The organism is Ruegeria sp. HKCCA5426 (assembly GCF_013034585.1).
Taxonomy (GTDB): Bacteria; Pseudomonadota; Alphaproteobacteria; order Rhodobacterales; family Rhodobacteraceae; genus Ruegeria.
This window is the reverse complement of record NZ_WQGH01000008.1, coordinates 1-22,660: the sequence shown is the minus strand read 5'-3', so window position 1 is coordinate 22,660 and position 22,660 is coordinate 1. Positions and strand designations below refer to the sequence as shown.

The window sequence follows — 22,660 nt, the reverse complement described above, 5'->3', positions numbered from 1 at the left end:
CGGGCGGCCCACCAGCCGCCCTTTTTCGTGACCACCAAGTCAGGAGCTTCCCGTGACAGCCCCCAAACGTATTGTTCTTTCCAGTGACCACGCCGCAATCGAACTGCGCCAGGCGGTAGGCGACCACATCTCGGCCCAAGGCTGGGAGGTCATGGATATCGGCCCGACCTCGCCGGAAAGCACCCACTATCCTCTGCATGGCAAGGCCGCCGCTCAGGCCGTTGCCTCGGGCGATTGTGCGCTTGGGATCATTCTGTGCGGCACCGGTCAAGGGATCATGATGGCCGCCAACAAGGTGCCTGGCATCCGCTGTGGTGTTTGTTCCGATGCGTTCTCGGCGCGGATGATCCGTCAGCACAATAACGCCAATATGCTGTCCATCGGCGCACGTGTCGTTGGCGAAGGTCAGGCGCTGGACATCGTGGACGCCTTTCTGAACGCCGAATTCGAAGGCGGCCGCCACGCTACCCGCGTGGACATGATCGAACCTCAGGACGAGTGAATTCCGCCAAAACTCCTGATCAGTGGCTTATGAGATATCCCAATCATCGTCATGGGCCACCTCACCAATCGCAGTCCATTTAACGCGAATTCGGGCGATGCGCGTGTCTGACCACGTACGGAACACAGCATTGAATCCAGTGGCCGTGACATCTTCGGCCACGACTTCTGCGCGCAACGGCGCGGATGTGTCTACATCCCAAAGCGAAATGTTGACCTGAACGACAGGTACAGAGCGGAACGGCTGGCTGAACGAAACAGCCGAGCGCCTTTCCCGCGCGCCCTCGCCTGTCCACATATCCCCGCCGTTCGAAAAGTCAGAAAACAAGACTGTTTCGCCTTGGTCGATACCAATCGGGTGTGTTTGAAAAACCTTCATTTATGTCTTCGGTTATTGTTCTTTACCAACTATTCCGACAGCTTATTCGGAGGCATTGTCAAAATCACGACAAAAAAACGGCCCCGCTTTTGCAGGGCCGTCTTACTATCCGGGTATGATATGAACCTTACAGGCTCATATGTGTCCCAAGTGCTTCCATGTCAGCCAGCAGCTTGGCTGCATCGTCAACGATCGACTGATCCTCACCGGCCTTGGCAGCCTCGTGCGAAGCACGGGCCTCGGCGATCAGGTCATCCAGGTGCGACCGAGTCACTTCCGCAACCGGAATGGCCTTTTCTGCCAGAACCGACATGCTATCGCCGTTGATCTGGGCAAACCCGCCAGTGACCAGGTATTCGCTGGCTCCGGCAGGTGCCTCAACCTTCAGCAGACCGGGGCGCAGCGTTGTGATGGTGGGGGCATGATCGGGCATCGCCGTCATGTCCCCGTCCGCGCCGGGTAGCTGGACCGCGGTGGCCTCAAGCGAAGCAAGGCTCCGCTCGGGGCTGACGAGGTCGAATTGCATCGTGTTTGCCATCAGGGATACTCCTTAGGCGGCTTCTGCGGCCATCTTTTCCGCTTTGGCGATCACTTCGTCGATGCCGCCGACCATCAGGAAGGCCGCTTCGGGCAGGTGATCGTATTCGCCAGCCACAACGGCTTTGAACGAAGAGATGGTGACATCCAGAGGAACCTGAACACCCGGCGAACCGGTGAAGACTTCGGCCACGTCGAACGGCTGCGACAGGAAGCGTTCAATCTTACGGGCACGGGCCACGGTCAGTTTGTCTTCTTCCGACAGTTCGTCCATGCCGAGGATGGCGATGATGTCCTGCAGCGACTTGTAGCGCTGGAGGATCTGCTGAACGTCGGTCGCAACCGCGTAGTGCTCTTCACCCACAATCGCGGGGTCCAGCAGACGCGAGGACGAGTCGAGCGGGTCAACAGCCGGGTAGATACCCTTTTCCGAGATCGCACGGTTAAGAACGGTTGTTGCGTCCAAGTGGGCAAACGAGGTTGCCGGCGCGGGGTCGGTCAGGTCGTCCGCAGGCACGTAGATCGCCTGCACCGAGGTGATCGAGCCCGACTTAGTCGAGGTGATGCGTTCCTGCAGGGCGCCCATGTCAGTGGCCAGTGTCGGCTGGTAGCCCACAGCCGAAGGAATACGACCCAGCAGAGCCGAAACCTCGGAACCCGCCTGCGTGAAGCGGAAGATGTTGTCGACGAAGAACAGAACGTCGGTACCGGACTGGTCGCGGAACTGCTCGGCCAGGGTCAGACCAGTCAGAGCAACACGCGCACGCGCTCCCGGAGGTTCGTTCATCTGACCGTAAACCAGGGCCACCTGCGATTCCGACAGGTTGTCGGGCTTGATGACGTTCGATTCGATCATCTCGTGGTACAGGTCGTTCCCTTCACGGGTCCGTTCACCAACACCCGCGAACACCGAGAAGCCCGAGTGCACTTTTGCGATGTTGTTGATCAGCTCCATGATCAGAACGGTTTTACCAACGCCGGCGCCGCCGAACAGGCCGATTTTACCGCCTTTGGCGTAGGGGGCCAGCAGGTCAACAACCTTGATGCCGGTCACCAGGATTTCCGACTCGGTCGACTGCTCCGCGAACTCAGGCGCGGGCTGGTGGATTGCGCGGGTTTCCGACGCAACAACGTCGCCTTTTTCATCGATCGGCTCGCCGACCACGTTCAGGATGCGGCCCAGGGTGGCGTTGCCAACCGGAACCGAGATCGGTGCGCCGGTGTCGGTCACAACCTCGCCACGGACCAGACCTTCGGTCGCGTCCATCGCGATGGTGCGGACGGTGTTTTCACCCAGGTGCTGAGCAACCTCCAACACCAGGCGCTTGCCGTTGTTGGTGGTTTCCAGCGCGTTCAGAATTTCAGGCAGCTGATCTTCGAAGTGCACGTCGACGACGGCCCCGATGATCTGTGTGACTTTGCCTTTTGCATTCGCCATGTTTCGTCTCCGGTATGTCTCTACAGCGCTTCGGCGCCGGAAATAATTTCAATCAGCTCGTTGGTGATCACGGCTTGACGCGAGCGGTTGAACTGGATCGTCAGCTTGTCGATCATCTCACCCGCGTTGCGTGTCGCGTTGTCCATCGCGGACATCCGTGCACCCTGTTCAGATGCTCCGTTTTCGAGCAGAGCCGAGAAGATCGCGGTCGCAACCCCCTTGGGCAGCAGGTCGGCCAAAATGGCCTCTTCACTGGGCTCGTAATCGAAAATGGCACCGCTGTCGTCACCCGCCGCGTCGTCCTCGAACGAAGCAGGAATGATTTGCTGTGCCCTCGGGATCTGGGTCACGACGTTGACGAACTTCGAGTAGAAGATCGTGGCAACATCGAACTCAGCCCCGTCAAAGCGGGACAGAATGTCCTTCGCGATGTCCTGCGCGTTGGTGTACCCAATGCGCTTGACCTCGCTCAGGTCGACATGTCCAACGAACAGATCGCCCAAATCGCGCTTGAGCGCGTCGCGGCCTTTCTTGCCGACGGTCAGAACCTTGACCGTCTTGCCCTTGCCGCGCAGCTCTTCCGCCTTTTGGCGGGCCAGCTTGGCGATGTTCGAGTTGAAGCCGCCGCAAAGGCCGCGTTCAGCTGTCATCACAACCAGCAGATGCACATCATCACTGCCCGTACCACGGAGCAGCTTGGGGGCGCTGTCGCTGCCCCCGACCGAAGCTGCCAGCCCCGCCATCACGGCATTGAACCGCTCGGCATAGGGACGCGAGGCTTCGGCAGATTCCTGGGCGCGGCGCAGTTTTGCTGCCGCGACCATCTGCATGGCCTTGGTGATCTTGCGGGTCGATTTGACCGACTCGATCCTGTTTTTAAGGTCCTTCAGACTAGGCATCGGAACCCCCCGTTACGCGAAGGTCGCGGCGTATTCGTCGATCGCTGCCTTGATCTTGTCGGACGCGTCACCTTTGATCTTCGGATCTTCGTCGGTGATCCACTTCAGCAGGTCGGCGTGCTTGCCGCGCAGGTGCGCCAGCAGACCGGCTTCATAGCGGCCAACGTCCGAGACGTCGATCTTGTCGAGGTAACCGTTGGTGCCCGCAAAGATAACGCAAACGATTTCCGCGTTGGTCAGCGGCGAGTACTGCGGCTGTTTCATCAGCTCGGTCAGACGCGCACCACGGTTCAGCAACTGCTGGGTCGCCGCGTCAAGGTCGGAACCAAATTGCGCAAACGCAGCCATTTCGCGGTACTGAGCCAGCTCCAGCTTAACCGGACCGGCAACCGACTTCATCGCGTCAGTCTGAGCCGACGAGCCCACACGCGAAACCGACAGACCGGTGTTCACAGCAGGACGGATGCCCTGATAGAACAGTTCGGTTTCCAGGAAGATCTGACCGTCGGTGATCGAGATCACGTTGGTCGGAATAAAGGCGGAAACGTCACCACCTTGGGTTTCGATAACCGGCAGCGCGGTCAGCGAGCCTGCACCGAAATCTTCGTTCAGCTTGGCCGAACGCTCCAGCAGGCGCGAGTGGAGGTAGAAAACGTCACCAGGATAAGCTTCACGTCCGGGCGGACGGCGCAGCAGCAGCGACATCTGACGATAAGACACAGCCTGTTTGGACAGGTCATCATAGATGATCAGCGCATGGCGGCCATTGTCACGGAAGAATTCAGCCATCGCGGTCGCGGCGTAAGGTGCCAGGAACTGCATCGGTGCCGGGTCGGACGCGGTCGCGGCCACAACGATCGAGTACTCAATCGCGCCGGACTCTTCCAGTTTCTTCACCAGCTGTGCAACGGTCGAACGCTTCTGACCAACAGCCACGTAGATGCAGTACAGTTTCTTCGACTCGTCGTCGCCTGCTGCGTCGTTATAGACTTTCTGGTTCAGGATGGTGTCCAGAGCCACGGCGGTCTTACCGGTCTGACGGTCACCAATGATCAGCTCACGCTGGCCACGGCCAATCGGGATCATCGCGTCAACCGATTTCAGGCCGGTTGCCATCGGCTCGTGCACCGATTTACGCGGGATGATGCCGGGGGCCTTGACGTCCGCAACACCACGCTTCGACGCGTTGATCGGGCCTTTACCGTCCAGCGGGTTGCCCAGACCGTCAACAACGCGGCCCAGCAGCTCGTCACCAATCGGAACGTCCACGATCGAGTTGGTGCGCTTAACAGTGTCACCTTCTTTGATGTCACGGTCAGAACCGAAGATAACGACACCGACGTTGTCGCTTTCCAGGTTCAGGGCCATGCCCATGATGCCACCGGGGAATTCGACCATCTCACCGGCTTGCACATTGTCCAGGCCGTATACGCGGGCGATACCGTCGCCGACGCTCAGCACGCGGCCGATTTCGGCTACTTCGGCTTCCTGACCAAAATTCTTGATCTGGTCCTTCAGAATTGCAGAAATCTCTGCAGCTTGGATTCCCATTTATCCGACCTCTTTCATTGCATTCTGTAGGGAGTTCAGCTTCGAACGGATCGAACTGTCGATCATCTTCGAGCCGACTTTAACGACAAGACCGCCGATGAGGCTTTCATCAACGGTCGCATTGATTGTCACGGTTTTGCCCACACGCTCGGACAGCGTTTTGGACAGTTTATCCATTTGCGTCTTAGTCAACGCCTTGGCCGAGGCGACATCGGCGGTCACTTCGCCGCGCTCTTCGGCCAGCATGTCGCGCAGAACCTGAATCAGTTGCGGTGCAACAAACAGGCGGCGTTTCTGCGCCATCAGACCCAGCGTATTACGCAGGATGGCATTCAGACCCATTTTATCGGCAATTGCAGTAATGGCGCCTTCCTGTTCGGCGCGTGAAACCAGAGGCGAGGCAATCAGGTCGCGCAGTTCGGCGCTGTCGCCCAAAGCTGCTGCCAAATCGTTGATTCCGGTTTCCAGACCTGCAAGGTCCTTGTTCTCTTTCGCGATCTCGAAAATCGCCGTGGCATAGCGTTCAGCTATGCCAGTGGAAATCGAAGCTGGTTCGGACACGTCCACCCTTCCGAATATTAGGCCCCGAAAAACCGCGCGCGCAGCCATCCCGGGGGCGTGAAGAAACCCCGCCCTTACGGCCGGGGATCAAAATCACCGGGGATGTAGCAGAGCCGAACCCAGCTAGCAATACGTTATAATCCCCTCCGCGTTATCCACAAAATACGCCATTTCAAACACTTACGGTAGGTGCGACCCTTTTTTCCTGCTGGAGGGCGCGAAAAATGTTACCAAACTGTAAGTTTTTGCGATTCCTGCGGCCTTTTTGCCGCAATTTCTACGCCCGACGCGGTGTAAAACGCCTGGCTTGGCCTAGGCCGGTTTCAGCAGACCATCAAGCGCCTTGATCGGACGCCGTTCGGCGTCCTTCGTAACGCTGCCGCTGGGCGGTCGGATATGCTTGGTCACTTCGACCATTAACACCCCACCCGCCATGATCGTCGGCAGACGTTGTCCGGTTTTTTCGATCAAGCTTCCGGATTTCAGCCAAAATCGGCGGAACGATGGCGGCAGATACAAAGCCGAGCAGTGGTTTTCCGGAATAAAGTGATGGGACTTGAGCTGGCTCTCAAGCTGCGACGCCGAATAAGGGCGGCCAAATCCAAAAGGCGTGCGATCTGTCCGCGACCATAGCCCCGCCCGGTTGGGCACAATAAAGAATGCCCGACCTCCGGGTCCCAAGACACGCCAGCATTCGTCCAACAATTCGCTGGGGCGCTGTGATGTCTCAAGACCGTGCATGACGACCAGCTTGTCGACATGACCCGTTTCAATCGGCCACAGTGTCTCTTCCGTCAGGACGGACACGTTGGGCATACCCGCAGGCCAAGGCATCACCCCCTGAGGGCCCGGCATCAAACCGATCACCCGCCGCGCCTCGGTCAGATAGGGCCGCAGCAGCGGGACGGCAAAGCCGAAACCGACCACTGTTTGCCCTTTGGCTTCGGGCCACAATTCCGTCAAACGCCCGCGTATCGCGGCCTGCGCCGCACGACCCAGGGTGCTGCGGTAGTAAAAGTTCCTCAGATCCTGCACATCAAGATGCATTGCGGACACCCGGTCAATCGGCTTAGCTTCGGCGCAGTCTAGCAACGAAAGGGCAAAAGGCCATGCCTCTTGAGATCGTCACCATCCCATGCCTAAGCGATAACTACGCTTTTTTGGCCCATGACGCAGAAAGCGGCAACACCGCATTGATCGACGCGCCAGAGGCCGGCCCCATTCTGGCCGAACTGGAAAACCGGGGATGGACGCTTAGTCACGTATTGTTAACCCACCATCATTTCGACCACGTGGACGGCCTGCCCGCCATTCTCGAGAAACACCCGGCCAAGGTGATCGGCGCTGCCGCCGACGCACATCGCCTGCCACCGCTGGATCAACAGGTTGCCGAGGGCGACCAGTTCGAGATTGGTGGAGAACCCGTGCAGGTCATGGATGTCTCGGGCCACACAGTCGGGCATGTCGCATTCTACATGCCGCAGAGCTCTGTCGTTTTCACCGCCGATAGTCTGATGGCCCTTGGCTGCGGACGCCTGTTTGAAGGCACCGCGCCGCAAATGTGGGCCTCGCTGTCGAAACTGGCCGCCCTGCCCGATGACACGTTGGTATGCTCGGGTCACGAATACACGCAGTCCAACGGGAAATTCGCGTTAACTGTCGATCCTGATAACACGGCCCTGCTGGAGCGTGTCGCGGATATCGCCCGCGCCCGCGCCGCCAATGAGCCTACAGTGCCGTCCTCATTAGCGCTGGAAAAGGCCACAAATCCGTTCCTTCGCGCCACAGATCCGGCGATTCAGGCGCATCTTGGGATGGAAAATGCCGATCCTGCTGCAGTTTTCGCAGAAATCCGGGCTAGAAAAGATCGCTTTTAGTGCTTATTTCGCGCTCTTCACGGCCACGGTCACAATAAATGTGACTGTCAAGTGAAAGAAAACCCTTGAAGCCGGGCCGCGATCAACCAAACTCTAATAGTATGAGGACATGGTTGGGATGGGGATCCGGCCTAAAGCCCGCGCCCCTTCCGACCCAAGACAGAGGAGCACCCGCGTGCCTTCATTCTCGAGCACATTAGAACAAGCCATTCACGCGGCCTTGGCTGCTGCGAACGAACGGCGACATGAATTTGCAACGCTGGAGCATCTGTTGCTGGCGCTGTTGGAAGAACCTGATGCCATCCGCGTCATGAAAGCCTGCAGCGTTGATCTGGATGAGCTGCGACGCACTCTGGTCGAATTCATCGACGAAGACCTGTCGAACCTTGTGACGGATATTGACGGATCCGAAGCGGTTCCAACGGCGGCCTTCCAGCGTGTCATCCAACGCGCCGCGATCCACGTGCAAAGCTCGGGCCGGACCGAAGTGACCGGTGCCAACGTGTTGGTTGCGATCTTTGCTGAACGCGAAAGCAACGCAGCCTACTTCCTGCAAGAACAGGACATGACCCGCTATGACGCGGTGAATTTCATCGCGCATGGTGTCGCCAAGGACCCCGCCTATGGCGAGAACCGGTCGGTTTCAGGCGCGGATCAGGTCGAAGAAGAAGTTCAATCCACTGCGGGCGAAGGCGAACAGAAAGAAAGCGCGCTGGGAAAATACTGCGTCGATCTGAACGTCAAGTCCCGTGCAGGTGACGTGGATCCGCTGATTGGACGCTCGGATGAGGTTGAGCGCTGCATTCAGGTGCTTTGCCGCCGCCGAAAGAACAATCCGCTGCTGGTGGGGGATCCCGGTGTAGGCAAAACCGCCATTGCAGAAGGTCTGGCCCATAAAATCGTCGCGGGTGAAGCCCCCGATGTGCTGTCCGAGACCACGATTTATTCGCTCGACATGGGCGCATTGCTGGCGGGCACCCGCTATCGCGGTGATTTCGAAGAGCGGTTGAAAGCGGTTGTGACCGAACTGGAAGAACATCCCGACGCCGTGCTGTTCATTGACGAAATTCACACGGTGATCGGTGCAGGTGCCACGTCTGGTGGCGCTATGGATGCGTCGAACCTGCTGAAACCCGCGCTGCAGGGTGGCAAGCTGCGTACCATGGGTTCGACCACATACAAGGAGTTCCGCCAGCACTTTGAAAAAGACCGTGCGCTCAGCCGTAGGTTCCAGAAGATTGATGTGAACGAGCCTTCGGTCGAGGACAGCGTGAAAATCCTGCGCGGTCTCAAGCCCTATTTCGAAGAGCATCACGCCATCAAATATACCGCGGACGCAATCAAAACGGCGGTGGAATTGTCGGCAAGGTACATCAACGACCGCAAACTGCCCGACAAGGCGATTGACGTGATTGACGAGGCCGGTGCCGCACAGCATCTGGTGGCCGAAAGCAAGCGCCGTAAGACGATCGGCGTCAAGGAAATCGAGGCTGTCGTCGCCAAGATTGCCCGCATCCCGCCCAAGAACGTCACCAAAGATGATGCCGAAGTTCTGAAAGACCTTGAGACATCGCTGAAACGGGTGGTGTTCGGACAGGATGACGCCATCGTGGCGCTCTCCAGCGCGATCAAACTGGCGCGGGCTGGCCTGCGTGAGCCTGAGAAACCCATCGGCAACTACCTATTCGCCGGTCCGACCGGTGTGGGTAAAACCGAGGTGGCGAAACAACTGGCGGATACGCTGGGCGTGGAACTGCTGCGCTTTGACATGTCGGAATACATGGAGAAACACGCGGTATCCCGTCTTATCGGCGCGCCTCCGGGCTATGTTGGGTTTGATCAGGGTGGCCTGCTGACCGATGGCGTTGATCAACATCCACATTGCGTGCTGCTGCTGGACGAGATCGAGAAAGCGCACCCGGATGTGTTCAACATCCTGTTGCAGGTGATGGACCACGGTGAGTTGACAGATCACAACGGCCGCACGGTGAATTTCCGCAACGTGGTGCTGATCATGACCTCGAACGCGGGTGCACAGGAACAGGCCAAGGCCGCAATCGGCTTTGGGCGGGACCGCCGCGAAGGTGAAGACACCGCCGCGATCGAGCGGACCTTCACGCCTGAGTTCCGCAACCGACTGGACGCTGTGATCTCATTCGCACCGCTGCCGAAAGAGGTCATTCTGCAGGTTGTCGAGAAATTCGTCCTGCAGCTTGAGGCCCAGTTGCTGGATCGCAACGTGACCATCGACCTGACACCCAAAGCCGCCGAATGGCTGGCCGACAAGGGTTATGACGACAAGATGGGCGCGCGTCCGCTGGGCCGTGTCATTCAAGAGCACATCAAAAAACCGCTGGCCGAGGAGTTGCTATTCGGCAAACTGGCCAAGGGCGGTGTGGTCCGTGTCTCGGTCAAGAAGGGTGATCTGAACCTGGAAATTCTCGGCCCCGATCAGCCGCGTATTCCGGGCGACAAGCCGCCATTGCTAACAGCGGACTGAGAATTCCACAAACACTGACACAAAGCCCGCCATCTTCTGATTGGCGGGCTTTTTCTAACCTGTGGCAGCACGATTAAAGCCCTGACAACGTCTCCATTGGTTGCCAACCTTGCAGCGGTTTCATTTGATCCAGACTGAACTGAAACCAATTTCCGCCTCCGTTCGGGCCCTGATCATAGCGGCGGTCAATCGGCAGACAGGACAAGGCGCAGTAAAGCAAAGTTCCCACACCTCCGTGACCAACAAACAGAATGTCGCCGCCATCGCCGCTGGGCAAACACGCCTTCACCGCGTTCAATATTCGCGCCTGCGCATCAATGGCCCGTTCCCATCCCCGTACTGAACACTCTGGCTGCGCAAAGAACTGATCAGCGACGTCTTCGAATACGTCAGGGGGCAGAAAACCCGTGCTTGAACGGTCATTCTCATGCATCTCGGGGTTCAACTCGACCCCAATCCCCAGCGCGTCAGCGAAGGGCTGGGCCGTTTCCAAGGCCTTGACCTCCAGACTGCTGACAATACGCGTGGTATGTTTCAATGCTCCTAGGTTCTCGGCCAAGTGCATTACCCGAATTTTGCCTGTTTCGTTTAACGACCAGCGTGTCACGTCGACTGCAGGATCAATCGAAACCTGAGGATGTGTCAGGTATCGGGCGACGCGCCCCTTGGACAGGTCCATTACCGCTCGGTCAGCTTCAATTCGATTCGACGGTTCTGAGCGCGGGCATCTGGCGTGTCGGCGGGGTTGACGGGTTGGAATTCTCCGAAACCGTTGGCTGCCAGCCGTTCGGGCGGGATGCCTAGCGCGTCCACCATGTAACGCACCACCGACAGGGCCCGTCCCTGACTCAATTCCCAGTTATCGCGGTAACGCCCTGTCCCAGCCAGCGGTACGTTGTCCGTGTGGCCATCGACCCTGATAACCCAGTTCAAGCCGTCTGGAATCTCTGCCGCTACGGTTCGCAGAATACTTGCAACTTTGGCGACTTCTAACTGCCCTTCCCCGGACAGAACGGCCGAACCTGTGTCGAAAAGAACCTCGGACGAAAATACGAACCGGTCACCTTCAATCCGGACACCTTCCTGATCACCCAAAACATCACGCAACCGACCAAAGAATTCTGAACGGTAGCGTTGCAGGTCCTCTGCCTGGGCCACCAGTTCCTCGTTCTGACCTGACAATGCCTCAGCTTCGGCTTCCAAACGGGCGCGTTCGGCTTCCTCGAGCAAGCGGCGACGGCGTTCTTCGGACGCAGCGCGCGCGAGGGCCGCATTCAAATCCTGACCCAGCGACTGGATTTGGATATCCGCAGCCGCATTGCGCTCTTCATAGTCGTCAAGCAAAGCCTGCAGCCCGCCCAATTGCTGTCGCAGAGCGGCCATTTGCTGATTTAACAAGGCCGCCTCACGCTGCGCTTTTTCTGAAATCGTCTGCTCAACCGAAAGGGTGTCGCGCGCGACCGCAAGCAGGGCTGCGCGTTCTTCGGCCAGCGTCCGCTGCGCCTGAGCCTCATCCTGCGCTTCGACCTGCGCGGCAAGCGCAGCCTCAAGCCGGGCCTGAAGGTCTTGCGCGCTCAACTCTCCGAACTGCCGCTCCAATTCAGCCTTTGCAGCTTGCGCCGCCGCCAAAAGGGTCAGAGTGTCCTCTGCCTCTTTGCGCTGCGCCTCAAGCGCCAGCGTCATAGCCGTTAATTCGGCGTCGGCGTCTTGCAACCTGTTGCGCAGGTTTTCGGCAGCGGCGGCTTCGGCCAGTCTTGCAGCTTCTTCAGCGTTCAGTTGGTCCTCAAGTTCCGTGATTAGCGCAGACTGCGCAGTCTCGGTTTGCTCAAGATCAGCGATCAGCGCTTCAAGAGCCTCACGCCGGGCAGCGGCAAGGCGCGCGGCCTCGGTCTGTTCGTCGATTTCGGCGCGGCTTTGGGCAAGCGCCAGATTCAACGCGTCTTGCTCGGTCAACAGTTCATCGCGCTCTGCCTCAAGCCCCGCAATGGCGCCTTCCGCCCGCTCTTGTTCCGCCAATAACGCAGTAACCTGATCCTCGAAGTCCGTCAGGCGAATTTGGGCTTGCACAAGTTCCGTTTCAACCTGCGTTAAAGTTGAATTCAAAACCCCTAGTCTTGCTTGCAAACGGCTGTTTTCACGCTCTTCCAAACCCAAAGCTCCGGCGAGCGCAGCGATTTCATCAGACAGCGCCGTCAGTTCATCCTCTTGCCCCGAGATCGTTTCGCGCAAGACAAACTGTACGACCATAAAAATGGTCAGTACGAATGTGAGAACCATCAACAACCCGGTGATCGCGTCCACAAATCCGGGCCAGACCGACCCCTGGAACCGTTGACCAGTGCGACGGGACAGCGCCATGGCTTACTCTCCTTCCGGAGCGGTACGCACGGCGCCTCGGGGAAGTGTGAGCGCCTTGACCAGCAACTCGATATCTTTGCGCAATTCGCTCATGCTTTCCTGACGGCCTGCCGAAATCTCTTCGAGTATCCGCAGCAGTTGCACGTCCATCGACCGCAGGCGCATCCGGCTTTCGGCATCGATACCGTCGCCTGTCCCCTGCTCGCGCATATGATCCAGCAAGGCATCCTGTCCCAGCGCAACACGTTCCAGCGCAGCCGTGACCCCTTCGCTTTCGGATTGCCTTTGATTCATGTCGCCAATCACGTCGACCAGTTGGCCCAGCTTGGCTGACAACTCCACACGGTCGCGCTCCTGCGCTGAAAATAGGTCCTGCAGCGCGTTCATCTGTTCCGACATCGTATCCAGAACCGGGGTCAGGACCGCCAGCTCGGCGCTGCTGCCTTCATCCCCTGCGGCAAATCCAACGCGTGTGATCGAGGACAGCCATTCTTCCAACTCGCGATAGAACCGGTTTTGTCCGTGCCCCGCAAAAAGCTCTAGCAGACCCACGATTAGCGATCCGGCCAGCCCCAAAAGCGAGGATCCGAACGCAACGCCCATGCCCTGCAACTGCGATTCCAGCCCGACCATGAGGCGGTTGAAAACGGCAAGACCTTCTTCGCCTTCCTGCGGATTAAGGCTGCGGATCGTGTCGACAATGGCTGGAACCGTGGTGGCCAATCCAAAGAAAGTCCCCAGAAGGCCCAGATAAATCAACACGTTGGTGATGTAGCGCGTGATCTCGCGCTCTTCTTCCACCCGTTCGGCCACCGAATCCAGAATGGACCGTGTCGAACTGGAACTGATCTGAGACCGCGCACCGCGTTCGCGCAGCAGCGACGCCAAGGGGGCCAAAAGCTGCGGGGTGCGGGCATCTTCGCGGACAACACCGCCGACAAACGCCTCAATCCACCGGACCGAGCCAATCAATTGGGTTACCTGATAAAAACAGGCAAAGACGCCGACCACAAAGACCAGCAGGATGAACCCGTTCAGGTAAGGGTTTGCGTAAAAGACCGGCAGGACATATGGCGTCGCCATGAAGACGCCCAACCCCGCCAAACCAATCGCGACCAGCATCGTTACGATCTGGCGAATGGGTTGCGAGAAATGCGGTCTCGCGCCCTGATGTGCCTGCGCCATGCGCGTGGTTCCCGGTTTTTTTCCTGCTCTGCGCTGAATCTAGCGAAATTCCGCCGGTTACGCCAAGGGTTTATGCGGTAATGGTCCGCACCCGTTGCGCCAACCACTCAAGATCAGGATCGTGCAGGCCAATCTCGGTCAGGTGTTCAGCCGTATTATAAAGGTATTCTGTATTCGGACCGCGCCCCCCAACCGCATACGCGATGATCTGCGCCTGCTCCTCCAGCGGCATCCCCCCGCAGTACTGCACATGGTCGGGGTCGATGACATAGGTCACCGCCGTCACGACCTCTCCATCGTGCAGATGCACGCCCAGCATTTTCTCAACATAGGCCGATGAGATCAGTTCGCGGTCGCGCAATTCCTGCAACGTGCGATCCTCGTGCCCCGCCTCAACTGCAAGGGCCAGACCAGTGCAACTCGCGTCGGCCTGTTCATCCAAAGCCAAAACCAGCCCCGGGTCTTCTTCGGTGCCGCGATGGTGGATCGAACTCATGCAAAATGAACGTGCATATCCGTGCAAGGTGGCATGTTCGCTTCGGGCTACGGGAAAGCCGGGATTCCACAACAGCGACCCATATCCGAATACCCACATTGTCATTGCACTGGTCCTTGCTCGTTTGCGCCTATAAACATCAATTCCAAGGCGGGAAAAAGGGCCAACTGCCATGCGCGGTTTGATCAGAGCAGTCATATTCGTATTCGCGATCTGGAGCGCGTACTGGCTCATCGCCGGGTTTGGGCTGCGTAACGCAATAACGACCTGGTTCAACAAGCAGGAAGAAATGGGCTGGCAAGCGGACTTCTCTGCCGTTGAAACCGCGGGCTACCCAGCGCATCACGTCACACGGCTGAACAATCCAGCCCTCGCCGATCCCGTCAACGGCACCGCCTGGAGCGCGGATTGGATTGAATTCCAAAGCCCTGCAATCTGGCCGGGTCGTCAAATGCTGCGGTTCGCCGACACGCCGCAGCGCCTGTCCTACTTCGATCAGACTGCAACAATTCAAGCCAGTGACCTTCAGGCAGAATTACAATTGCAACCCGGTGTGGCCCTTGTGCTGGAAAAGATGGCACTGACGGCAGGACCGTGGGCCATCACAGACGATGCCGAGGCGCTGGCAGGCGGCGAGACTCTTGGCTTGGTCATGGAACAAACCGATCTGCCAGAAGCCTATAACATCAGCGCGCGAATTGACGGCTTTACCCCCGGTGACGACCTGCGTGATCTCATGCGTTCAGCAACCACCCTGCCCCAGTCATTCGAGACGTTGGAATTGGACATGACAACCACCTTCGACAAGGTGTGGGATCGCTCGGCGCTTGAACAAAGCAGGCCCCAGCCAGAAAAGATCGACCTTCACCTGGCGGAAATGAAATGGGGTGCGCTACGCCTGTTCGCGACTGGTCAACTGGACGTTGACAATCAGGGCATTCCAACCGGTGAAATCGCGATAAAGGCCGAGAACTGGCGGGACATGGTCGCTATGGCCAATGCCGCGGGTGCCCTGCCCGATCAGGCCGTCAAGCCGGTGACACGCGCATTGAATTTCATGGCAGGGCTTGGCGGCAATCCCAATGCGCTGGATATGCAGTTGAATTTCCGAGACGGGTTTGTTGCCTTGGGCCCATTGCCCCTTGGACCCGCACCGCGCCTGATCCTGCGTTAACGGCAGTATGCCCCACGGCGATGGCGCGCCGTGTCCAAGTGGAAATGATCGCGGTGATACCGATCTGAGTTTGGCCCCAACACTGTGCCAAACGGCCCGCACGCGCCGCGCCAGACCTTGATCAACTGTTTCTGTGAGGGGTTCTTGCGCCACCCGTTCAGCACGGTCACGACCTCTCCGTCCGCCATCTTGAAGCCAGAGATATCAATTGCGCGCCCCTTGCCGTGTTCAGAGATACGCGCGCCCTTTTGATTGTTTCGGGTCCGGCAGGCATAGTGCGCCGCGACTTGCAGTTCGACCACCGGACCACGTCGTTTGAAAGTCGGAATGACCGTCTTGTCCACCCATTCATTCAAAGCAATCGCCGTACCGCAGTCCATTGTCGACGGGCGACTTAACGCGACACCCGATATGGACGTGATCTGAACCGCATCCTTGATCCCGCAGGCCTTGATCTTGCCGGGAACCTTGCCAACGGCCTTGCCCTGTATTTGAATATCACCACAGACTGACCCTTTGCGAAGCTTGCGCTTTTTGAACAACGCCTCCTGTTCCAGCGCTTTCGGGCGCAGATAGGGCATAAGGGACGTATCTGGCCCAAGCGTCGGCACATTCACCGGGCGCGCAGCGACCGCCAGAACCTGAGCTGAAACAGGGCGCAACTCGGGGCGCATCTTGGATGGGGTCGGGCTTGCAAAGGCCAAGACCGGGGCCGCAGAGGGTCGCACCATGGGGATCAGGGAATGTTCCAAAGGGGCCGCGTTCGAAAGCGAGGCGCTGAGCGCCACAATTCCAACCGCCAGAACCCTTTGGACACCTATCATGAGCCAGCTTTCCCCCGTCCAAAATCGGGGGCATCCGTATCCTGCCCCGCGTCAATGATCCCACGGCGGATCGCGCGGGTCCGTGTGAAATAGTCGAACAACTGATCGCCATCACCGGTACGAATAGCCCGCTGCAGGGCGAATAGCTCTTCGGTGAAGCGGCCCAGAATTTCCAGCGTTGCATCCTTGTTGGTCAGGAACACGTCGCGCCACATGGTCGGGTCCGACGCTGCGATACGCGTAAAGTCCCGGAACCCGGCAGCGGAATACTTGATGACTTCGCTATCAGTTACTCGCCGAAGGTCATCAGCAACGCCCACCATCGTATAGGCGATCAAATGCGGCGCATGCGAGGTCACGGCCAGAACCAGATCGTGGTGATCCGCATCCATCTCATCTACGTTGGAGCCCATCCCCTCCCACAATGCGCGCAATTGCGCGACGGCTTCGGGGTCGGTGCCTTCGACCGGGACCAACAGACACCAGCGGTTGTCAAACAACTCAGCGAAACCGGCTTCGGGGCCGGAATGCTCGGTTCCCGCCAGTGGATGCGCGGGGATGAAATGCACGCCGTCGGGGATGTGCGGCGACACCGCCTCAATCACATGGCGCTTGACCGAGCCCACATCCGATACAGTTGCACCCGGCTTCAATACTGGCGCTATATCGGCGGCTACCGCGCCCATCACGCCAACCGGCACACAGAGAACGACCAGATCGGCCCCTTTAACGGCCTCCTGAGCCGTATCACAGACCCGATCGCACAGGCCGATCTTGCGCGCGGTTTCGCGCGTCGCGTGGGACCGGGCGTACCCCGTCACCTCACCCGCCAGACCCGCGCGTTTGATGGCCCAGAACATCGAAGATGCAATCAGGCCCAGCCCAATCAGCGCGACACGGTCGTAAACTTGGGTCATGCGGCGCCCTCTTTGAATTCAGTGATCGCCGCGACGACGCGGCGGCAGGCTTCTTCGTCGCCCACGGTGATCCGCAAAGCGTTCGGCAGGTTGTAACCCGCCACACGGCGCACGATCAAACCCTGCGTTTTCAGGTAATCGTCACATGCCTCAGCTTCGGCCTGATCGCGGAACCGCGCGAGAATAAAATTCGTGCTGGACGCGTCCGACGGCACGCCGATCTTGGCAAGTTCATCCGCCAGCCACACCCGCAGCCGCGCATTTTCCGTGTGACAGAAGGTCAGATACTCTTCGTCCTTGATCGCGGCTTCGGCCGCCGCCAGCGCAGTCAGCGACAGGTTGAAGGGCTGGCGCACCCGATTCAACACATCGATAATCGCCTGCGCGGCATAGCCCCAGCCGACGCGCATCCCGCCAAGCCCGTAAATCTTGGAGAACGTCCGGGTCATGATCACGTTCTCGAACCGGTCCACCAGCGCTGCCCCACCGTCGAAATCCGCGACAAATTCCGCATAGGCCCCGTCGATGACCATCAGGCACGATTGCGGAAGGGTCTCGGCCAAGCGCACCAACTCGACCTCTGGGATCATGGTCGAGGTTGGGTTACCCGGATTGGTCACGAACACGATCCGTGTCTGCCCGGTTACGGCCGCCAGAATATTATCGACATCCACGCGACGGTCCGTCTCGGGCACCATGACCGGAGTTGCCCCCGCCATCTTTGCGATGATGGGGTACATAGAAAAGCCGTGCTCGGTATAGATGACCTCATCCCCCGGACCCGCATAGGCTTGGGCCACGAATTGCAGCACCTCATCACTGCCCACGCCGCAGATAATCCGCGCCGGGTCCAGACCGTGGCGCGCACCAATCGCAGCGCGTAGGCTGGCGTGATCGGTGCTGGGATAACGATGCAGGGTGGCCGCACTGTCGCGCACAGCCTCAATCGCCTTGGGACTGGGACCAAACGGGTTTTCGTTGGAACTCAGCTTGATCACATGCTTGACCCCGGCCACATGCGACTGTCCGCCCTGATAGAGCGCGATGTCCATAATGCCGGGCTGCGGGGTGATCTTTGTCATAAGAGGCTCCGTTTATTGAAGCCTCTCATACCTGTCTCAACGCCTTGAGAAAAGCGGCAATTCCGTCACGCCGCTTTGAAGCGGGCCGTTGCCGGATCAGCATCGTAATAGGGCGCGAATTCCTCGGTCCGGTGGGACAGGTCATTGACGCTGTCGATTATGAATTGAACCGTCTCATCGCTCATCAGGTACGAAAAGTTTAGACGCACCCAGCCCGGTTTCTTCATCTCTTCCCCCGCCGACAAAGCCGCGTGCAGCCCCTCGGACGCGGCCTGGTCGATTCCCAGCAAACGATGCGCATAAGGTCCGGCGCAGGCGCAGCCCCCACGTGCCTGAATACCGTAGATGTCGCTGAGCATCCGGGTGAAGAGTTGCTGGTGAACCGGATGACCCGCATTGTCGCGCACAAGGAAGGAATAGATCGGTAGCCGATGCGGATGATCCGCGCCCAGCAAGGTCAGGTTCGGGTTGTCGCCCCATCCGTCCAAAGCCATTTGGTTATAGCGTTCCTCCCGTCTGGCAATCTCATCCGTGCCGACCACATCCTTGACGATAAAGGCCAGCGCAGCCCGAATATCTCCGATCACGTTCGGTGTTCCCGCTTCCTCGCGCGTGGCAAGGTCTTCGCTGTAATCGTGCCGCCATGGTGAGACAAAGCTGACGGTGCCACCGCCCGGCCAACTGGGGCAGTTGCGTTTGACCGCAGCCTTGTTGACGATCAAAACCCCGGATGCACCCGGCCCGCCAGGAAATTTGTGGGGTGAAACGACGATAGCGTCCTTGCGCGCATCTTCAGGCCCCATGTCCATTGGCAGGTACGGCCCGCCCCCCGCATAATCCCAAACTGACAAAGCCCCATGAGCCTTGAGCAGTCGGGTCACAGGATCCAGGTCGGTAACGATGCCGGTCACGTTTGATGCTGCCGAGAATGACCCGATGATCAAATCCGACGCGGCATGATCTACCAGCATCCTCTCTAATACGTCGAGGTCAATGCCACCTTCCGGTGCCTCAGGAATCTCGATCACACGCGCTTTGCTTTCGCGCCAGGGCAGAATGTTGGAATGGTGTTCATAAGGCCCGATAACTACAACCGGCCGGTCAGCCGCCTCCACACCAAGCAGACTGACCAGCCGATTGAGACCCGCAGTGGCGCCGGCCCCAGTGAAGATCACCGCGTCCTCTTCCTTGGCACCAACAATGCGAGCGATCTCTGCGCGTGCCTCACGGCGCAGACGGGTCATGTAGGACCCGCAATAGGAAGCCTCGGTATGGCTATTTGCATAAAATGGCAGCACCTGTTCAGCGACAAACTCTTCGACCTGCCGCAGCGCCCGACCCGAGGCGACATAATCCGCGTAAACCAGCGGAACATCCCCATGTAGACCAGGAATCAGAGCATTCTCTCCGATCAATCCGTCACGCAGACTTGTGATAGGAGTGGTGGCTTCTAGTGCTGCGCGAAATCTGGATAGGGTCATTTTATGGCTCCGTATTGTACCATCAAATATGATTGAGGTTACTCAAAAAAACTTCACCGTTCTTTTGGTAGTTTTTCGATTTTTTGTGACATATGATTAGGTATGTCGAAAAAAATAGATCAAATAGATAATCGAATACTGCGTGAGCTTCAGAAGGACGCGACCTTGTCACAGCGGGAATTGGCAGATCGTGTCGGGCTGTCGCAGAACGCATGTTGGCGCCGGTTGAAGGCGTTGAACGAGGATGGGGTAATAACCGGCTCATCAGCCCGAATCTCGCGCGAGAAATTGGGCCTAAACCTGATTGTCTTTGTCATGCTACGCACCCGGCACCATTCTGCGGAATGGCTACAATCTTTCAGAAGCCACGTTCTGACCATTCCCGAAGTTGTGGATTTTCACCGGATCGGCGGCGACTATGACTATCAACTGAAAGTGGTGACCGAAGACATGGTGGCCTATGACAAGGTCTATCAGCGTTTGATCGAAAAGGTCGAACTGGACAGTGTGACCTCGTATTTCGCAATGGAAGCTATTGCCGAAGGGCGACCGCTGCCGATCTGATCCGCCTCTTCATCTGGCCAGAAATATCCCGGGGGAGTCGCGCAGCGACGGGGGCAGAGCCCCCACAAAAAAAAGACCGCGCTGAAAGCGCGGCCCTTTGGATCATGTGTATCGGCGAAGATTAGTTCTTCGCGTAGAATTCGACAACCAGGTTCGGTTCCATCATGACCGGGTAAGGCACATCGCTCAGGCCCGGTGCACGAACGAAAGTCGCGGTCATTTTCGAGTGATCAGCGTCGATGTAGTCAGGCACATCACGCTCGGCCAGAGCAACAGCTTCCAGAACAACAGCCAGTTGCTTGGACTTGTCACGTACTTCGATCACGTCGCCTTCTTTGACGCGGTAGCTGGGGATGTTGACCCGCTTGCCGTTCACTTTGACGTGGCCGTGGTTCACGAACTGACGTGCGGCAAACACGGTCGGAACGAACTTGGCGCGGTAGACGACGGCGTCCAGACGACGCTCCAGCAGACCGATCAGGTTTTCACCGGTGTCACCTTTGACACGCTCGGCTTCGGCGTAGATGCGGCGGAACTGCTTCTCGGTCAGGTCGCCATAGTAGCCTTTCAGCTTCTGCTTGGCGCGCAGCTGCAGACCGAAGTCCGACAGTTTGCCCTTACGGCGCTGGCCGTGCTGGCCGGGACCGTATTCGCGACGGTTGATCGGGGATTTCGGACGACCCCAGATATTTTCGCCCATCCGGCGGTCGATTTTGTACTTGGCAGACGTGCGTTTGGTCACGGCTGATCTCCTTCGATTAGGTCGAGGCCTATGCAGGCCACTATGAAGGGCGTTGTCCTCTTGAGGTTTCCCCCATGACAGGCATCCCCTTGCGGGGGCCACCAACACCAATGAAGCCGCGCTTATATCCGCAGAAGCGGCAGAGTCAACACACCGATTGACACATAACCAGAGTTTTCAGAAACCTTTTGCCGGTCGCTTAGTCCAGCGCGGCACCCACATTCACCGCAGGCAGGGGCGCAAGCTCGCGGTGGTCCGCATTTGCCTGCAATCTGCCAGGAAACGCAACGACCCGATCATCGCCAGAAACGGCCTCGCCGCTGTACTGCCGCAACTGAACAAGTTCGCTCACCCAATAGTCCTGATCGCGGGCCGGGCATCCATTGTCGAAGACAAGAACCGGTGTTGGCTCGTCCAGTACAGAATACAGCACACCGGTGAATTCCTGCGCACCGTTGGTCAGAACGACTACTCCTGCCTCAGAACAATCCAGATCATCTATCGACAGAAACTGGTTCGGCATGACCGCCGTCTGTGACCCCGTCTGCTCAACCGGGCCCACCAAAATCATTGCCTGGCCCCGCCAAGACCATGCAGCACCGATGTTCAGAAACGAAAGAGGTGCGGCCTCGAGCCCATCGAGTTCCGTCTGCTTCCATTGGATGACTACACGACCGCTTTGTCCGGCTCTCATTTTGTACCGCCCGCACCCTTCTACACGTCACTGCTCACGTGGTCGTTCTTATCAGCGAAGAATCTGGCAGAAAAGAGACGTTAATATACTGTTAACAAAAATGTGGCTAAAGAGATTCAACTTTTGGACGCCAGCGGGAAACTATCCCGCCGGCGAAAGGGTCATTATAGTGTTCCGTTGGGCATAAATAACCCATAATCGGCAGCTGCCAAAATATAAAACATTGATTTTTACATATATTTAACATCACCCTTGGTCATACCGCGGCCACTTCACCCATCTTGACAACTAATTGTCGCCCACAAAAAAGGTATTATCGGCGACCCCCAGATCCTCAAGGTGGCTGAGAACGTTACCAACGTTGTTGTCCAACTCCTTCATGACAACATCCTGAAGTCCGCGCCCATTGCCCAACATAGCTTCGTATTCGGGGCTGAGGTGGGTCCAGACGTGTGCACGGGCTGGAGCCATCCAGACAAAAAACGGAGTGTCCGACTCTACAGCACGAGAAATGAAGTCCTTCGTGTAAGATGTCACTTCGTCATCCAAAGTCTTTTGGCGGTCAGGAGGCGCAGGCCCGTCATCAATAATGCGCTGCTTCCCGACTTTTCCAAATCGCGGGTCGACCGTTTCGTCTTCTTCTTCTGTTGCAAAAGAATGAATGATGTTGCGAGGCGCAAATTGCGCATTGAATTCTAGGTCGTCTGGCCAATCCGGATCAGACGTATATTCCATAGCATTCAGGTGATACAGCCAGCCCCAATACTCGTCGAAACCTTTTGTAGTCGGTAGGAACTCATTGAGGTCGCCTAGGTGGTTTTTTCCGAACTGCCCCGTCGTATACCCCAACTTTTTCAGGAACATCGGAAGCGTTGGGTCATCTGGGTTTAAACCTATTGG

At 58.0% G+C, this 22,660-nt stretch carries 23 protein-coding genes; 5 read left to right on the top strand and 18 right to left on the bottom strand.

Annotation, left to right across the window (positions count from 1 at the left end; genetic code table 11):
• The first annotated feature begins 52 nt into the window (after positions 1 to 52).
• Positions 53 to 502, top strand: a complete 450-nt coding sequence (gene rpiB, locus GOV87_RS13945) for a ribose 5-phosphate isomerase B (protein ID WP_171212194.1) — start codon at positions 53 to 55, stop codon at positions 500 to 502.
• 27 nt (positions 503 to 529) lie between these two features.
• Here rpiB and GOV87_RS13940 read toward each other — a convergent pair whose 3' ends face one another.
• The 7 genes from GOV87_RS13940 to GOV87_RS13910 form a co-directional block, all read right to left on the bottom strand.
• Positions 530 to 880, bottom strand: a complete 351-nt coding sequence (locus GOV87_RS13940; RefSeq protein ID WP_171120210.1) for an H-type lectin domain-containing protein — start codon at positions 878 to 880, stop codon at positions 530 to 532.
• 127 nt (positions 881 to 1,007) lie between these two features.
• A complete protein-coding gene (locus GOV87_RS13935) occupies positions 1,008 to 1,418 on the bottom strand; it encodes a F0F1 ATP synthase subunit epsilon (protein ID WP_171120208.1) in 411 nt (136 codons plus the stop codon).
• A 12-nt stretch (positions 1,419 to 1,430) separates the two neighbouring features.
• The gene (gene atpD / locus GOV87_RS13930; RefSeq protein ID WP_171120206.1) at positions 1,431 to 2,855 is read right to left on the bottom strand and encodes a F0F1 ATP synthase subunit beta; all 1,425 of its coding nucleotides are present in this window, start codon (positions 2,853 to 2,855) and stop codon (positions 1,431 to 1,433) included.
• Positions 2,856 to 2,875: 20 nt separating this feature from the next.
• On the bottom strand, positions 2,876 to 3,754 hold the full coding sequence (locus GOV87_RS13925) for a F0F1 ATP synthase subunit gamma (RefSeq protein ID WP_171212193.1): 879 nt from the start codon (positions 3,752 to 3,754) through the stop codon (positions 2,876 to 2,878).
• Between the two features lie 12 nt (positions 3,755 to 3,766).
• Entirely contained in the window at positions 3,767 to 5,305 is a 1,539-nt protein-coding gene (gene atpA / locus GOV87_RS13920; protein ID WP_171120202.1) for a F0F1 ATP synthase subunit alpha, read from the bottom strand.
• Complete coding sequence (locus GOV87_RS13915; protein ID WP_171120201.1) at positions 5,306 to 5,866, bottom strand: F0F1 ATP synthase subunit delta; 561 nt, start codon at positions 5,864 to 5,866, stop codon at positions 5,306 to 5,308. It abuts the gene before it with no gap.
• Between the two features lie 312 nt (positions 5,867 to 6,178).
• Positions 6,179 to 6,913 (bottom strand): class I SAM-dependent methyltransferase, encoded by a 735-nt coding sequence (locus GOV87_RS13910; RefSeq protein WP_171120199.1) that lies wholly within the window; start codon positions 6,911 to 6,913, stop codon positions 6,179 to 6,181.
• 62 nt (positions 6,914 to 6,975) lie between these two features.
• Between GOV87_RS13910 and gloB the strand changes: the two genes are divergently transcribed.
• The gene (gloB, locus tag GOV87_RS13905; protein ID WP_171212192.1) at positions 6,976 to 7,743 is read left to right on the top strand and encodes a hydroxyacylglutathione hydrolase; all 768 of its coding nucleotides are present in this window, start codon (positions 6,976 to 6,978) and stop codon (positions 7,741 to 7,743) included.
• 175 nt (positions 7,744 to 7,918) lie between these two features.
• Positions 7,919 to 10,243 (top strand): ATP-dependent Clp protease ATP-binding subunit ClpA, encoded by a 2,325-nt coding sequence (clpA, locus tag GOV87_RS13900; RefSeq protein ID WP_171212191.1) that lies wholly within the window; start codon positions 7,919 to 7,921, stop codon positions 10,241 to 10,243.
• A gap of 73 nt (positions 10,244 to 10,316) precedes the next feature.
• Here clpA and GOV87_RS13895 read toward each other — a convergent pair whose 3' ends face one another.
• The 4 genes from GOV87_RS13895 to GOV87_RS13880 all read right to left on the bottom strand — a co-directional run bounded on the left by GOV87_RS13895 (position 10,317) and on the right by GOV87_RS13880 (position 14,387).
• The gene (locus GOV87_RS13895; RefSeq protein WP_171127021.1) at positions 10,317 to 10,922 is read right to left on the bottom strand and encodes a histidine phosphatase family protein; all 606 of its coding nucleotides are present in this window, start codon (positions 10,920 to 10,922) and stop codon (positions 10,317 to 10,319) included.
• The gene (locus tag GOV87_RS13890) at positions 10,922 to 12,601 is read right to left on the bottom strand and encodes a peptidoglycan -binding protein (protein WP_171127020.1); all 1,680 of its coding nucleotides are present in this window, start codon (positions 12,599 to 12,601) and stop codon (positions 10,922 to 10,924) included. The genes GOV87_RS13895 and GOV87_RS13890 overlap by 1 nt, the downstream gene beginning before the upstream one ends.
• A gap of 3 nt (positions 12,602 to 12,604) precedes the next feature.
• Positions 12,605 to 13,786: a biopolymer transporter ExbB gene (locus GOV87_RS13885; protein WP_171127019.1), complete on the bottom strand. Its 1,182-nt coding sequence runs from the start codon at positions 13,784 to 13,786 to the stop codon at positions 12,605 to 12,607.
• A gap of 70 nt (positions 13,787 to 13,856) precedes the next feature.
• Complete coding sequence (locus GOV87_RS13880) at positions 13,857 to 14,387, bottom strand: gamma-glutamylcyclotransferase (RefSeq protein WP_171212190.1); 531 nt, start codon at positions 14,385 to 14,387, stop codon at positions 13,857 to 13,859.
• Positions 14,388 to 14,454: 67 nt separating this feature from the next.
• Between GOV87_RS13880 and GOV87_RS13875 the strand changes: the two genes are divergently transcribed.
• Entirely contained in the window at positions 14,455 to 15,456 is a 1,002-nt protein-coding gene (locus GOV87_RS13875; protein ID WP_171212189.1) for a DUF2125 domain-containing protein, read from the top strand.
• Here GOV87_RS13875 and GOV87_RS13870 read toward each other — a convergent pair.
• The 4 genes from GOV87_RS13870 to GOV87_RS13855 all read right to left on the bottom strand — a co-directional run bounded on the left by GOV87_RS13870 (position 15,453) and on the right by GOV87_RS13855 (position 19,760).
• Positions 15,453 to 16,280 (bottom strand): extensin family protein, encoded by an 828-nt coding sequence (locus tag GOV87_RS13870; RefSeq protein WP_171212188.1) that lies wholly within the window; start codon positions 16,278 to 16,280, stop codon positions 15,453 to 15,455. The two genes, GOV87_RS13875 and GOV87_RS13870, sit on opposite strands and share 4 nt — an antisense overlap.
• On the bottom strand, positions 16,277 to 17,197 hold the full coding sequence (locus GOV87_RS13865; protein WP_171212187.1) for a prephenate/arogenate dehydrogenase family protein: 921 nt from the start codon (positions 17,195 to 17,197) through the stop codon (positions 16,277 to 16,279). The genes GOV87_RS13870 and GOV87_RS13865 overlap by 4 nt, the downstream gene beginning before the upstream one ends.
• On the bottom strand, positions 17,194 to 18,279 hold the full coding sequence (gene hisC, locus GOV87_RS13860) for a histidinol-phosphate transaminase (RefSeq protein WP_171212186.1): 1,086 nt from the start codon (positions 18,277 to 18,279) through the stop codon (positions 17,194 to 17,196). Before hisC ends, GOV87_RS13865 begins: the two co-directional genes overlap by 4 nt.
• Before the next feature lie 65 nt (positions 18,280 to 18,344).
• Positions 18,345 to 19,760 carry an aminotransferase class V-fold PLP-dependent enzyme gene (locus GOV87_RS13855; RefSeq protein WP_171212185.1) on the bottom strand — a complete coding sequence of 472 codons (1,416 nt, stop codon included), beginning with the start codon at positions 19,758 to 19,760 and terminating at the stop codon, positions 18,345 to 18,347.
• Between the two features lie 102 nt (positions 19,761 to 19,862).
• On the opposite strand from GOV87_RS13855, the gene GOV87_RS13850 reads away from it, so the two are divergent.
• Positions 19,863 to 20,324: an Lrp/AsnC family transcriptional regulator gene (locus GOV87_RS13850; protein ID WP_171120176.1), complete on the top strand. Its 462-nt coding sequence runs from the start codon at positions 19,863 to 19,865 to the stop codon at positions 20,322 to 20,324.
• 121 nt (positions 20,325 to 20,445) lie between these two features.
• On the opposite strand, the gene rpsD is transcribed toward GOV87_RS13850, so the two are convergent.
• The 3 genes from rpsD to GOV87_RS13835 all read right to left on the bottom strand — a co-directional run.
• Positions 20,446 to 21,066 (bottom strand): 30S ribosomal protein S4, encoded by a 621-nt coding sequence (rpsD, locus tag GOV87_RS13845; protein WP_170325974.1) that lies wholly within the window; start codon positions 21,064 to 21,066, stop codon positions 20,446 to 20,448.
• Between the two features lie 199 nt (positions 21,067 to 21,265).
• A complete protein-coding gene (locus tag GOV87_RS13840) occupies positions 21,266 to 21,760 on the bottom strand; it encodes a hypothetical protein (RefSeq protein ID WP_171212184.1) in 495 nt (164 codons plus the stop codon).
• Positions 21,761 to 22,048: 288 nt separating this feature from the next.
• Positions 22,049 to 22,660, bottom strand: a 612-nt coding sequence (locus tag GOV87_RS13835; RefSeq protein ID WP_254447378.1) for a sulfatase-like hydrolase/transferase, incomplete at its 5' end; no start/stop codon positions are given.

What these genes read in the sequence shown, in the direction of transcription:
- GOV87_RS13940 (WP_171120210.1), bottom strand. Translation starts at nt 880, where the DNA reads ATGAAGGTTTTTCAAACACACCCGATTGGTATCGACCAAGGCGAAACA.
- GOV87_RS13935 (WP_171120208.1), bottom strand. Translation starts at nt 1,418, where the DNA reads ATGGCAAACACGATGCAATTCGACCTCGTCAGCCCCGAGCGGAGCCTT.
- atpD (WP_171120206.1), bottom strand. Translation starts at nt 2,855, where the DNA reads ATGGCGAATGCAAAAGGCAAAGTCACACAGATCATCGGGGCCGTCGTC.
- GOV87_RS13925 (WP_171212193.1), bottom strand. Translation starts at nt 3,754, where the DNA reads ATGCCTAGTCTGAAGGACCTTAAAAACAGGATCGAGTCGGTCAAATCG.
- atpA (WP_171120202.1), bottom strand. Translation starts at nt 5,305, where the DNA reads ATGGGAATCCAAGCTGCAGAGATTTCTGCAATTCTGAAGGACCAGATC.
- GOV87_RS13910 (WP_171120199.1), bottom strand. Translation starts at nt 6,913, where the DNA reads ATGCATCTTGATGTGCAGGATCTGAGGAACTTTTACTACCGCAGCACC.
- gloB (WP_171212192.1), top strand. Translation starts at nt 6,976, where the DNA reads ATGCCTCTTGAGATCGTCACCATCCCATGCCTAAGCGATAACTACGCT.
- GOV87_RS13895 (WP_171127021.1), bottom strand. Translation starts at nt 10,922, where the DNA reads ATGGACCTGTCCAAGGGGCGCGTCGCCCGATACCTGACACATCCTCAG.
- GOV87_RS13890 (WP_171127020.1), bottom strand. Translation starts at nt 12,601, where the DNA reads ATGGCGCTGTCCCGTCGCACTGGTCAACGGTTCCAGGGGTCGGTCTGG.
- GOV87_RS13885 (WP_171127019.1), bottom strand. Translation starts at nt 13,786, where the DNA reads ATGGCGCAGGCACATCAGGGCGCGAGACCGCATTTCTCGCAACCCATT.
- GOV87_RS13880 (WP_171212190.1), bottom strand. Translation starts at nt 14,387, where the DNA reads ATGACAATGTGGGTATTCGGATATGGGTCGCTGTTGTGGAATCCCGGC.
- GOV87_RS13875 (WP_171212189.1), top strand. Translation starts at nt 14,455, where the DNA reads ATGCGCGGTTTGATCAGAGCAGTCATATTCGTATTCGCGATCTGGAGC.
- GOV87_RS13870 (WP_171212188.1), bottom strand. Translation starts at nt 16,280, where the DNA reads ATGATAGGTGTCCAAAGGGTTCTGGCGGTTGGAATTGTGGCGCTCAGC.
- GOV87_RS13865 (WP_171212187.1), bottom strand. Translation starts at nt 17,197, where the DNA reads ATGACCCAAGTTTACGACCGTGTCGCGCTGATTGGGCTGGGCCTGATT.
- hisC (WP_171212186.1), bottom strand. Translation starts at nt 18,279, where the DNA reads ATGACAAAGATCACCCCGCAGCCCGGCATTATGGACATCGCGCTCTAT.
- GOV87_RS13855 (WP_171212185.1), bottom strand. Translation starts at nt 19,760, where the DNA reads ATGACCCTATCCAGATTTCGCGCAGCACTAGAAGCCACCACTCCTATC.
- GOV87_RS13850 (WP_171120176.1), top strand. Translation starts at nt 19,863, where the DNA reads ATGTCGAAAAAAATAGATCAAATAGATAATCGAATACTGCGTGAGCTT.
- GOV87_RS13840 (WP_171212184.1), bottom strand. Translation starts at nt 21,760, where the DNA reads ATGAGAGCCGGACAAAGCGGTCGTGTAGTCATCCAATGGAAGCAGACG.